The organism is Mitsuaria sp. BK037 (assembly GCF_014193045.1).
In the GTDB taxonomy this organism is placed as follows: Bacteria; Pseudomonadota; Gammaproteobacteria; order Burkholderiales; family Burkholderiaceae_C; genus Roseateles.
The window spans coordinates 2568608-2580283 of sequence record NZ_JACHYS010000001.1 but is presented as its reverse complement, the minus strand read 5'-3'; the positions used below and the strand labels follow the sequence as shown (position 1 = coordinate 2580283).

Below are 11676 nucleotides of genomic sequence, written 5' to 3'. Positions count from 1 at the left end.
GACAGCCATGCCCCACATCTCGAAACTGGCGTCGCTGCGTCGCCGCGAATTCCTCCAGCGCGCCTCGGCGCTGTCCGTCGCCGGCACCGCCGCGCCCTGGGCGCTGCAGCTGGCCGCGATCAACGAGGCCGCCGCCGTCGCGCCTGGCGACTACAAGGCCATCGTCTGCCTGTTCATGTATGGCGGCAACGACCACGGCAACACCCTGGTGCCCTACGACGCCGCGAGCCATCAGGCCTACGCCACCATCCGCCAGGCGCTGACGACGCCGCGCGACCAGCTCGCCGCCACCGCGCTGACGCCGACCACGGCGCTGCCGGACGGCCGTCAGATGGCGCTGGCGCCGACGATGACCCGGCTCAAGCCGGTCTTCGACGCCGGGCGCCTGGCGGTGATGCTCAACATCGGTCCGCTGATGCAGCCGACCACGCTGGCCCAGTACAAGGCCGGCAACGTGCCGCTGCCGCCCAAGCTGTTCTCGCACAACGACCAGTCCAGCCTCTGGCAATCGTCCCGGCCCGAGGGCGCGACCTCCGGCTGGGGCGGCCGGGTGGCCGACCAGTTCCTGGGCAGCAACGGCAACGCGACCTTCACCTGCATCAACGTCTCCGGCAATGCGGTGTTCATGTCGGGCGGGCAGGCGGTGCAGTACCAGATGAGCAGCGGCGGCGCCGTCGCCATCAATGGCGCGACGCGGTCGCTTTTCGGGTCCGCGGCCTGCTCGGAAGCGCTGCGCGCCCTGGTCACCGCCGAGCGCCAGCACTGGATGGAGCAGGAGCTCAACCGCGTCACCGCGCGCTCGATCAGCGCGCAGGGCACGATCTCGACGGCGCTGGCCAACTCGACGCTGCAGACGCCCTTCGACACCGGCGGCCTGGCGGCCCAGCTGCAGACGGTGGCCCGGCTGATAGGCGCCCGCTCGGCGCTGGGCGCGCAGCGGCAGGTCTACTTCGTGTCGATCGGCGGCTTCGACCTGCACGACAACCTGGTGGCCCAGCATCCCGGCCTGCTGGGCACCGTCGCCAACGCGATGGCCAGCTTCGACGCGGCACTGGGCGAGCTGGGCGTCGCGCAGAACGTCACGACCTTCACCGCCTCGGACTTCGGCCGCACGCTGAGCTCCAACGGCGACGGTTCCGACCACGGCTGGGGCAGCCACCACCTCGTGATGGGCGGCGCGGTCAAGGGCGGCCGCTTCTACGGCCAGCTGCCCTCGGTGAGCGTGAACGGGCCGGACGACGTCGGCCAGGGCCGCCTGCTGCCGACGACCTCGGTGGACCAGCTGGCCGCGACGCTGGCGATGTGGATGGGCGTGCCGGCGACCGACCTGCCGGGCATCCTTCCGGGGATCGTGAACTTCAACCAGAAAGACCTCGGTCTCTTCGCGGCCTGATTCGGGCGTCGATCGCCGGAACTGGCGGGTTTGTCGCGGCCAATTACAGCGCCGGGCCGCGAGCCGCGAGGACCTGAAGGCCTCGCGCGGGGACAGCGCCGGCGCCGCCGGGAGGCGGGCCGTGAGAAGCCGCACGAAGCGGCCCCTGATCGACCCCGCGATCGCCCCTTGATCGCCGGCAGGGCCGATGGTGACGGGGATCGCGGCCGGCCGTCGAGGTCGAAAACCACGGTAACCCGAGACGTTGCCGAGCCTTTCCGCTGTTGCGGTTTGGCGGCTGATTCGGGCGGGCGGACTCTCTAGAGTGCCGGGCGTCAGCAGTACCGACGCCCCACCGCCATGTTCCGATTTCCCTGGTCTTCCGCAGCCGCCACGGCTGCCGCCGCTGCCCTGAGCGCCTGCGGCGGCGGGGGTGGTGGTGGCGACATGCCGGCCACGCCCAACGGCGCCGCTCCCGCGCCCGACGGCACCCCCGGCCCGGCGCCCAGCCCCGCACCTGCGCCAGCACCGGCGCCGGCGCCGGCGCCCGCACCGGTCGACAGCGCGGCGCCAAGCCCCGCGCCTACACCGGCGCCCGCGCCGCAGCCGGCTCCGGCGCCCGCGGCCGCCACCCTGCTGCCCTTGCCCGGCGACGCGCAGGCCGCGCGTTTCCTGGCGCAGGCCGGCTTCGGCGCGAGCGAGGCGGACATCGCCACGCTCAAGTCGATCGGCTACGCGTCCTGGCTGGATCTGCAGTTCCTGGCGCCGCGCACCGAGTCTCACTGGGACTGGCTGACCCGCAACGGCTTCGCCACCGAGGCCAACAAGTACGCCTACTTCGACGGCCTGCCGGGCAGCGTCTGGCGCAAGTTCATCACCTCGCCGGACCAGCTGCGCCAGCGCATGGTGCTGGCGCTGTCGGAGATCTTCGTCGTCTCGGCAGTGGGCAACACGCTGCCGTGGCGCACGATGATGATGGGCGCCTACGCGGACGTGCTGGAGGAACAGGCCTTCGGCACCTTCCGCGGACTGCTGGAGGCGGTGGCGCTGTCGCCGGCGATGGGCGCCTTCCTGGCCATGCGCGGCAGCAAGAAGGAGGACGGCAAGGGCCGTCAGCCCGACGAGAACTTCGCCCGCGAGGTGATGCAGCTCTTCACCATCGGCCTGGTCCAGCTGAACCTGGACGGCTCGGTGCAGATGGCCGGCGGTCGTCCGGTCGAGACCTACGACCTGACCACGGTGACGCAGCTCGCGCGCGCCTTCACCGGCTGGGACCTCGACACCAACGCGCCCGCCGGCGCCGATCCCGGCTTCATGCGACGGCCGATGGTGCACAAGGCGGCCAATTTCTCGGAGGGCGCGAAGACGGTGCTCGGCACCACCATCTCCGCCGGCGCCGACGGCCCCGCGGCGCTGCGCCAGGCGCTGGACATCCTCGCCAACCATCCCAACGTCGGTCCGTTCTTCGGCCGGCAGCTGATCCAGCGCTTCGTCTGCTCGCACCCCAGCGCCGCCTACGTGCAGCGCGTCGCCCAGGCCTTCAACGACAACGGTCGCGGCGAGCGCGGCGACCTGAAGGCGGTGCTGCGCGCGGTGCTGCTCGATCCGGAGGCGCGCCTGATCGAGCCCGGCGCCAGCAACTCCGGCAAGCTGCGTGAGCCGGTGCTGCGCTTCGTGCAGGTGGCGCGCGCGGTGCGGCTGAGCTCGGCCGGCCTGTGGACCATCCCGGAGACCAGCGATCCGGAGACGCGGCTCGGCCAGAGCCCCTTCTTCAGCCCGTCGGTCTTCAACTTCTACCGGCCGGGCTACGTGCCGCCGAATTCCCCGATGACCGCCGCCGGCACCACCGCGCCGGAGTTCCAGCTGCTCAACGAGGTGACGGTCACCGGCTACCTGAACTTCATGCAGACGCTGCTGACGACCGGGCAGGGCGATGCCAAGCCGGACCTCGCGGCCGACATGGCGCTCTCGACCGACCCGCGCGCGATGGTGGCGCGCCAGGCGCTGCTGCTGGGCGGCGGCGCCATCTCCGACGCGACGCAGCAGCGCATCGCGGCGGCGGCGGCCACGATCGCCGCCGGCACCGACGACGGCAGGATCAACCGGGCCCGCGCCGGCTGGATGCTGCTGCTCGCCTGCCCCGAATACCAGATCCAGAAATGACCGCGTCGCGCTGTCCGCGCGACCTACACCGGAGACCTCCCGTGGCCCATGTGTCCAAGCTGTCCGCGCTGCATCGGCGCGAATTCCTCAAGCGCGCCTCGGTCGTGTCCGTGGCCGGCGCGGCCGCGCCCTGGGCGCTGCAGCTCGCCGCGATCGGCGATGCGGCGGCCGCCACCGGCGGCGGCGACTACAAGGCGCTGGTGTGCGTGTTCCTGCACGGCGGCAACGACCACGGCAACACGGTGATCCCCTACGACACCGTCAACCACCAGGCCTACGCGGCGATCCGGCCGACGCTGGCGATCGGCCGCGACGCGCTGGCCGCGACCGCGCTGGCGCCCACCGTGGCGCTGCCGGACGGTCGGCAGATGGCGCTGGCGCCGGGGCTGTCGGCGATCAAGCCGGTCTTCGACGGCGGCCGGCTGGCGGTGATGCTGAACATCGGCACGCTGATGGCGCCGATGACGCTGGCGCAGTACCGCTCGGGCGCGGTGCCGGCGCCGCCCAAGCTGTTCTCCCACAACGACCAGGCCAGCCTCTGGCAGTCGTCCAGCGTCGAGGGTGCGCGCACCGGCTGGGGCGGGCGCATGGCCGACCTGATGCTCTCGGCCAATGGCCGTGCCGGGCTGACCTGCATCAATGTCTCGGGCAACGCGGTGTTCCAGGCCGGCGAGCAGGCCTTCCAGTACCTGACCGGGCCGGGCGGCAAGAAGCCGATCAACGGCATCGGCAGCCAGATGTTCGGGTCCAGCTCCTGCGCGACGCTGCTGCGGGCGCTGATCACCGAGCAGCGGAGCCATCCCATGGAGGTCGAGCTCAACCGCGTGACGGCGCGCTCGATCGAGCTGCAGTCGACGCTGAGCACCGCGCTGGCGGGCGGCGCCACGATCACGACGGCCTTCGCGAGCGACTCGCTCGCGCGCCAACTCAAGACGGTGGCGAGCCTGATCGCGGCGCGCGCCTCGCTGGGGATGACGCGGCAGGTCTATTTCGTCTCGATGGGCGGCTTCGACCTGCACGACGGCCTCACCTCGCGGCACCCTCAGTTGATGCAGCAGCTCGGCGGCGCGCTGGGCAGCTTCGATGCGGCGCTGCGCGAGCTGGGCATGGCGGACCAGGTCACCACCTTCACCGCTTCCGATTTCGGCCGCACGCTGAGCAGCAACGGCGACGGCACCGACCACGGCTGGGGCGCGCACCACTTCGTGATGGGCGGCGCGGTGCGGGGCGGGCGCTTCTACGGCACGGCGCCGTCGGTGAGCGTCAACGGCCCCGACGACGTCGGCCAGGGGCGGCTGCTGCCGACGACCTCGGTGGACCAGCTCGCCGCGACGCTGGCGCTGTGGATGGGCGTGCCGGCCAGCGAGCTGCGGACGGTGCTGCCCAACATCGGCAACTTCGCGGCCGCCGACCTGGGCTTCCTGGGCTGACGTGCACCAGCGTGGATCACCGATGACGACGGGTCGCGCGGCCGGCAGGCCTCCCGGTATATCGGCGCCGGACCCGACATCGCCGGCCCCCCAGCCCTAGGGGGCCGCGCGCGCGAAGTTCCGCTACGCAATGTCGGGCGGTTCTCCTAACATCCCCGAAGGCCCCCATTTCATCGCGGCGAAGACCGTGCAGGTTCGGGGGCCGCGTTCCACACGCGCCTGAACAGGGAGGCTGAGATGGATGGCATGGTGTTGGGGAGGGGCCCCGAGACGGGCCGGCTCATGTCCTATCGCGGTCCGGAGCGCCGGCGAGGATCGCCGGACCGGTGGTGGCGTCACGCGCTGGAGGAGATCGACCTGGGGGTCTGCCTCGTCGGCGGCGACGGGCAGCTGCTGTATGCCAACAGCACCGCCAGGCGGCAGCTCGACGAGACCTCGCCGCTGCAGCTCATCGACGGCCAACTGGTGGCGCCACAACGCAATGACCAGCTCCGGCTCGAGGGCGCGCTGGCCGACGTGCAGCGCGGCCTGCGCCACCTGATCTGCCTGGGGCGGGGTGCCGGGCGGCTGTCGCTGTCGGTGCTGCCGCTGCAGGACGGCCTGGGGCGCACCGCGCAGGCGCTGCTGGTGCTGGGCAAGCGCAACCTGTGCGGCGAGCTGCCGATGCTGGCCTTCGCGCGCGAGCATCAGCTGACCGCGGCCGAGCAGCAGGTGCTGCAGGCGCTGTGCGCCGGCCTGCAGCCACAGGAGATCGCGCAGCGCCACGGCGTGGCGATCTCGACGGTGCGCACGCAGATCGCGAGCGTGCGCGCGAAGACGGCCACCGAGAGCATCCGCGACCTGGTCGCGATGGTGGCGCAGCTGCCGCCGATGCAGGGCGTGCTGCGCGTGGTCGAGCTGCGTTGATCAGCCGCGCCGCGGCGCCAGCGTCTTGCTGAAGAGGGCGGTGCCGGCCAGGTCCTTCAGCGTGACCGTCATCGCGCGGGTCTTCGCGTCGATGTCGACCTGTCCGAAGAACTGGGTGTCGACCGCCGGCGCGGCGTTGGCCACGCCCGGGCCCTTCTGGTAGACCACCTGCATGCCGAAGGTGCCATCGGCCTTGTTGGGGCCGAAGCCGCCGGCATGCAGCGGACCGGAGACGAATTCCCAGAACGGCAGGAAGTCGGTGTGCTTCGCCTGGGCCGGGTCGAAGAAGTGCGCGGCCGTGTAATGCACGTCGGCCGTGAGCCAGACGATGTTGTGCAGACGGTGGCGCTTGATCTCGCTGAGCAGGCGCGCGATCTCCAACTCACGGCCGCGCGGCGCGCCGTCGTCGCCGTTGGCGATGGCCTCCCACTTGTCGCGGCCCTCGGCGTCCTTGCCGTCGTTCACGTGCAGGCCGATCGGCATGTCGGCCGCGATCACCTTCCACACCGCCTTCGAGCGCTTGAGCCCGTCCAGCAGCCAGCCGATCTGCGGGCGGCCCAGGAAGGCGCTGGCGGCGTTCTCCTCGGTCTGCAGGTTGGCGCTGTTGGGGCCGCGATAGCTGCGCATGTCGACGACGAAGACATCCAGCAGCGGCCCCTGCGGCAGGTGACGGTAGATGCGCTCGCTCTCGGCGTCGCCGAAGCGGCGCATCGGCGCGTATTCCTGGAAGGCCTTCGTGCCGCGGGCCACCAGCAGCGGGACATTCTTTTCGGTGTAGCGGGCGTCGCCGGAGAGGTCCTTGCTGTCCGAGTAGTTGTTGGTGACCTCGTGGTCGTCCCACTGCCAGATCTGCGGGACCTGCGCCGACAGGCGGCGGACATTGGCGTCCATCAGGTTGTAGCGGTAGCGGCCGCGGTACTCGTCCAGCGTCTCGGCGACCTTGCTGGTCTGCTCGGTGACGAGGTTGCGCCAGAGCGAGCCGTCGGGCAGCGTGATCTCGGCGGGGATGGGGCTGTCGGCGTAGATGGTGTCGCCGCTGTGCAGGAAGAAGTCGGGATTGATGCGGCGGATCTGCTCGTAGATCTTCATCCCGCCCCAGGCCTCGTTGATGCCCCAGCCCTGACCGCAGGTGTCGCCGCTCCAGGCGAAGCGCAGGTCGCGCACCGACCGGCTGCCGAAGGCGTCGGGCAGGCGCAGGTGGCCGGGCATCGGCTCGGACAGGACGCGCTCGTTGCGCAGGTCCTGCAGGATGACGCGGTAGAAGATCTCCTGGCCGGCGGGCAGGCCGCGCAGGTCGACGCGGCCGGTGAAGTCGGAGTCCTCGAGCAGATGCGGACCGCGCACCCGCTGCGTGTTGGCGAAGCTGGCGGTGGTGGACCACTCGAGCCAGAGCCGGGCGGGGCGGTCGGCGCGGGTCCAGATGATGGCGCCATCGGCGATCGGATCGCCGGACTGGATGCCATGGGGCATCTGCGGCCGCATCGCATCGCGGGTGATGAGGGCCGGCGCCTGCGGCGTGCCCTGCGCGCGCAGGCCGTGGGGCGCCAGCAGCGTGCCGCCTCCGAGCAAGGTGCTGGCGTGGAGGAAGCGGCGGCGGTCCATGCGGGTCTCCCGGCGAAGTGGCAAAGCCCGCGATGCTGCCGGTTGGGTATGACGCGGCGGTGAACACCGCGGCGGTGCTCACTGCCCCGCTGGCGGCTCCCAGAGCTCGACCTGGTTGCCTTCGGGGTCGATGACCCAGCCGAACTTGCCGTATTCGGAGTCGTCGGTCTTGTCGAGCACCTCGCAGCCCTCGGCGCGCAGCGCCTGCAGCAGGGCGGCCAGGTCGGCGACGCGGTAATTGATCATGAAGGACTTGCCGTGCGGGCCGAAGCCGGCCGGGTCCGCCGCGCCGATCGACCAGATCGTCGTGCCGCCGGTGGGCTGGCCCGCCTCGTCCGTCCACGTGAACGCCGCGCCGCCCCAGGGCAGCACGTCCACGCCGAGGTGCGTCCGGTACCAGTCGCGCAAGGCCGCCGGGTCCTTGGCGTTGAAGAAGATGCCGCCGATGCCTGTCACACGCTTCATGGGGAGACTCCCGTCAGGTTGACCGATCGCAAGGACATCGGCGCGTCGGCTCACCGACGATGCACCGCGCCGCGCTTGAGCGTCAGCAGACACAGTAGCGCGATCAGGGTGAACAGCGCGCCGCTCCAGATTTCATAAGGTAGACCGAGCAGCGTGTACGCGGAGGCCTCGCTGCAGTTGGCCGTGACCATGAAGACACTCGGAAGCCTGGTTTCCAAGTCCAGCGCCGTCAGCACGCGATCGGCGAAGGTCATGTCGCAGGTGGCCAGCTTGGAGGCCACTTCATGCTGGTAGCCCGCGGCGAACAGACCCGCCACGCCGAGCGCCGCGGTCAGCAGCAGCGCCACCACGCGCGCGGCGCCCACGCGCTGCAGCAGCCAGCCCAGCGCGCTCACCGCGGCGATCAGCAGGAAGATGCCGCGCTGCATCACGCACCAGGGGCAGGGCTTGACCCCGAACTGGTACTGCGCCACCAGCGCCGCCGCCACGCCGGCGAGCGACACCAGCGCGCTGAAGGCCAGCACGCGCGAGGCGGTCAGCGCGCGCATCAGTCCGCGATCTCGGCGATCAGCTCGATCTCGACGCAGGCGCCGAGCGGGATCTGCGCCACGCCGAAGGCGCTGCGAGCATGCGCGCCCTTCTCGGGGCCGAAGACCTCGCCGATCAGCTCGGAGGCGCCGTTGGTCACCAGGTGCTGCTCGGTGAAGTCGCCGGTGCTGTTGACCAGGCTCATCAGCTTGACGACCCGCTTGACCTTGTTCAGGTCGCCGACCGCCGCGTGCAGCGTGCCGAGCAGGTCGATCGCGATCACGCGTGCCGCCTGCCGGCCGGTGGCCGTGTCGGTGTCCTTGCCGAGCTGGCCCACCCAGGGCTTGCCGTCCTTCTTCGCGATATGACCCGAGAGGAACACCAGGTTGCCGGTCCGGACGAAGGGCACGTAGGCCGCAGCGGGCACCGCCACCGGCGGCAGCTCGATGCCGAGTTGGGTCAGGCGGTCATAGACGGAAGTGCTCATGAGGATGTGCGCGGAAGTGAAAAAAAGCGCCGCGAATCCTACACCCCGGCATGGCGCTGGACGCTGGTGCCCGCAGCAGCCCTGGTCGGCATGGGGCTGGTCCATCGCCTGCCGGTCCTGCCCGGACCGCAGGCGTGGGGCGCCTGGCTCGCGTGCGTCGTCGCGCTGGTGTTGACGATGGTGTTGCCGGTCGCCCTGGTGCGGGATCGATCGGCGGCGGCCGACGGCGACGTGGACCGGCCCTGGCCGCGATGGACACGATGGACACGATGGGCGCCATGGCTGCGGGGGCCCGCATGGCAAGGAGGGGCGTCACGACCGCGACCGCGATGGTCGCGATGGTCGAGCCATTGGCTCGCGTGGGCGCTGCTCGCGGCGCTGGCCGGTTCGGGCCTGACCGCCCACCGCGCCGCGTGGCGCCTGGCCGAGGTGCTGCCGGCGGCGCGCGAGGGCCAGGTCATGATGATCGCCGGCCGCGTCGCCAGCCTGCCGCAGCGCACCACCGGCCTGGGCGGCACCGAGGGCTGGCGCTTCGTCCTTGCCGCCGATGCCGCCTCGATCGCTGCCGGGGCGCCGCCGCGGCTGCTGCTGTCCTGCTACCAGATGCCTGAAACGCCGCGCGCCGGAGAGCGCTGGCAACTGGCGCTCAAGCTGCGCCGCCCGCATGGGCTGCTGAATCCGCAGGGCTTCGACCAGGCGCTGTGGATGCTCGAACAGGACCTGCCCGCCGCTGCGAGCTGTCGAGGCCAGGGACAGCAGCGCCTGTCCTCCGCAGCGCCGGGCGTGGATGCGCTGCGGCAGTCGCTGCGCGACGCGATCGACCGCGAGCTCGGCCAGGCGCGCGACCGGCGCGGCGCCGGCGTGCTGGCAGCCCTGAGCCTGGGCGACCAGGGCGCCGTCAGCGCGGCCGACTGGGCGCTTTATCGCGATACCGGTGTCGCGCACCTGCTCAGCGTCAGCGGCCTGCACGTGACCCTGTTCGCGTGGCTCGCCGGCGCCGCGGGCGGCTGGGCGTGGCGGCGCAGCGCGCGCCTGTGCCTGTGGCTGCCCGCGCCGCGCGCGGCGATGTGGCTGGGCGTCGCCGCGGCGGGCGGCTACGCGCTCTTCGCTGGCTGGGGCGTGCCGGCCCAGCGCACCTTCGGCCTGCTGGCGATCCTCGCGCTGCTGCGGCAAGTCGGCGTGCGCTGGCCCTGGCCGATGAGCCTGGGCGTCGCCGCCGCAGTCGTCTGCGTCGAGGATCCCTGGGCGCTGACGCAGCCCGGCTTCTGGCTGTCGTTCTGCGCGGTCGCGCTGCTGATGGCGGCCGACTCGCGCGCGGAACCCGGCTGGCGCGGCGCGCTACGCGCGGCCTGGCGCACGCAGTGGGTGGTGACGCTTGGCCTCGCACCGCTGACGCTGCTGCTGTTCCAGCAGCTGTCGCTCGTCGGCCTGGTCGCCAACGCGGTCGCCATCCCGCTGGTGTCCTACGTCATCACGCCGCTGGCGCTGCTCGGCGCGGCCTGTCCGCCGCTGTGGACGCTCGGCACCTGGCTGGTCGCCGCGTTGAACCTGCTGCTCGAGGCCCTGCGCGCCTGGCCGCTCGCCGTCTGGCACCTGCCCTGGGCGCCAGGCTGGGCGCAGGCGCTGGGCCTGGTCGGCGGCGTCCTGCTGGCGATGCCCTGGCCGTGGCGGCTGCGGCTGGGCGGGCTCGCGCTGTGCGTGCCGCTGCTGTGGCCGGTCGTCGACCGACCGCCGCCAGGAGCGGTCGAACTGTGGCTGCCCGACGTCGGGCAGGGCGGCGCCGCGATCCTGCGCACTCACGGCCACACGATGGTCTTCGACGCCGGACCGCGTTGGGGTCCCGACAGCGACGCGGCGCAGCGCGTGCTGCTGCCGCTGCTGCGCGGCCTGGGCGAGCGGCGCCTGGACCTGCTGATGGTCAGCCACGCGGACCAGGACCACGCCGGCGGCACCGGCAGCCTGCTGCGGGGCCTGCCGGTCGAGCGGCGGCTCGGGGCGGTGCCGGGAGCGGCGGGCTGCCGCCGAGGGCAGCGCTGGGCGTGGGACGGCGTGCGCTTCGAGGTGCTGTGGCCGCTCGAGGCGCCGGCGCCGCGGGAGAACGCGGCCGGCGCGAAGCGCAACGGCGCTTCGTGCGTGCTGCGCGTCGACGCGGCGGGGCGTCGCCTGCTGCTGACCGGCGACATCGAATCGCCGCAGGAGGCGCAGCTGCTGCGCCTGGCCGGCGAGGCCAGGGCAGTGACGCAGACGGAGACTGGGACCGAGACGGAGACGGAGACGGAGACGGAGACGAAGGCGAACGACTTGCGCGTGGAGGTGCTGGTCGTGCCGCACCATGGCAGCCGGACTTCGTCGTCGACCGCCTTCGTGCAGGCGACGGCGCCGCGCGTGGCGGCCCTGCAGTCCGGTCATCTGAACCGCTTCGGTCATCCCCGGCCCGAGGTGGTGGCGCGCTACCTGGCCGCCGGCGCGACGGTGCTCAATACCGTCGACTGCGGCGCCTGGCAATGGCGCAGCGACCGTTGGACGCAGCCCTTGGCCGATTGCGAGCGGACCCGGCGCCGCCGCTACTGGTTGACGGCGCCAGCGGTGCCCGCGGCACCTGCCGCATCTGCCACACCTGCCGCCGCGATGGCCGCGTCGTCGGCGTCGTCAGCGTCCGCGGAAGTCGGAGAAGGGGAGGGTTCCGATCCGGCCATCGAAGCAAGCTCGCCTTGACTTCAGCC

Annotated in this window: 9 protein-coding genes; 5 read left to right on the top strand and 4 right to left on the bottom strand. The window is 72.1% G+C overall.

The window, feature by feature from the left end; translation table 11 throughout:
* Positions 1-7: 7 nt before the first annotated feature.
* From FHT37_RS10670 to FHT37_RS10655, 4 genes are all read left to right on the top strand, one after another.
* Complete coding sequence (locus FHT37_RS10670; protein WP_183480710.1) at positions 8-1393, top strand: DUF1501 domain-containing protein; 1386 nt, start codon at positions 8-10, stop codon at positions 1391-1393.
* A 339-nt stretch (positions 1394-1732) separates the two neighbouring features.
* Entirely contained in the window at positions 1733-3535 is a 1803-nt protein-coding gene (locus tag FHT37_RS10665; RefSeq protein ID WP_310739736.1) for a DUF1800 domain-containing protein, read from the top strand.
* Between the two features lie 41 nt (positions 3536-3576).
* Positions 3577-4965 carry a DUF1501 domain-containing protein gene (locus FHT37_RS10660; protein ID WP_254783549.1) on the top strand — a complete coding sequence of 463 codons (1389 nt, stop codon included), beginning with the start codon at positions 3577-3579 and terminating at the stop codon, positions 4963-4965.
* Between the two features lie 282 nt (positions 4966-5247).
* Positions 5248-5871 carry a helix-turn-helix transcriptional regulator gene (locus FHT37_RS10655; protein ID WP_183480708.1) on the top strand — a complete coding sequence of 208 codons (624 nt, stop codon included), beginning with the start codon at positions 5248-5250 and terminating at the stop codon, positions 5869-5871.
* Here FHT37_RS10655 and FHT37_RS10650 read toward each other — a convergent pair whose 3' ends face one another.
* The 4 genes from FHT37_RS10650 to FHT37_RS10635 form a co-directional block, all read right to left on the bottom strand.
* The gene (locus tag FHT37_RS10650) at positions 5872-7473 is read right to left on the bottom strand and encodes an alkaline phosphatase (RefSeq protein WP_091732405.1); all 1602 of its coding nucleotides are present in this window, start codon (positions 7471-7473) and stop codon (positions 5872-5874) included. It lies immediately after the preceding gene.
* Positions 7474-7551: 78 nt separating this feature from the next.
* Positions 7552-7938 (bottom strand): VOC family protein, encoded by a 387-nt coding sequence (locus FHT37_RS10645; RefSeq protein ID WP_183480706.1) that lies wholly within the window; start codon positions 7936-7938, stop codon positions 7552-7554.
* A 50-nt stretch (positions 7939-7988) separates the two neighbouring features.
* Positions 7989-8486: a disulfide bond formation protein B gene (locus FHT37_RS10640; RefSeq protein WP_091732419.1), complete on the bottom strand. Its 498-nt coding sequence runs from the start codon at positions 8484-8486 to the stop codon at positions 7989-7991.
* Entirely contained in the window at positions 8486-8953 is a 468-nt protein-coding gene (locus FHT37_RS10635) for a RidA family protein (RefSeq protein WP_183480704.1), read from the bottom strand. The genes FHT37_RS10640 and FHT37_RS10635 overlap by 1 nt, the downstream gene beginning before the upstream one ends.
* 66 nt (positions 8954-9019) lie before the next feature.
* Here FHT37_RS10635 and FHT37_RS10630 point away from each other — a divergent pair, with 66 nt between their 5' ends.
* Positions 9020-11668, top strand: coding sequence for a DNA internalization-related competence protein ComEC/Rec2 (locus FHT37_RS10630; protein WP_183480702.1), 2649 nt, complete (start codon positions 9020-9022; stop codon positions 11666-11668).
* Positions 11669-11676 lie beyond the last annotated feature (8 nt).

Coding starts and splice junctions, on each gene's coding strand:
- FHT37_RS10670 (WP_183480710.1), top strand. CDS start 8: ATGCCCCACATCTCGAAACTGGCGTCGCTGCGTCGCCGCGAATTCCTC.
- FHT37_RS10665 (WP_310739736.1), top strand. CDS start 1,733: ATGTTCCGATTTCCCTGGTCTTCCGCAGCCGCCACGGCTGCCGCCGCT.
- FHT37_RS10655 (WP_183480708.1), top strand. CDS start 5,248: ATGTCCTATCGCGGTCCGGAGCGCCGGCGAGGATCGCCGGACCGGTGG.
- FHT37_RS10650 (WP_091732405.1), bottom strand. CDS start 7,473: ATGGACCGCCGCCGCTTCCTCCACGCCAGCACCTTGCTCGGAGGCGGC.
- FHT37_RS10645 (WP_183480706.1), bottom strand. CDS start 7,938: ATGAAGCGTGTGACAGGCATCGGCGGCATCTTCTTCAACGCCAAGGAC.
- FHT37_RS10640 (WP_091732419.1), bottom strand. CDS start 8,486: ATGCGCGCGCTGACCGCCTCGCGCGTGCTGGCCTTCAGCGCGCTGGTG.
- FHT37_RS10635 (WP_183480704.1), bottom strand. CDS start 8,953: ATGAGCACTTCCGTCTATGACCGCCTGACCCAACTCGGCATCGAGCTG.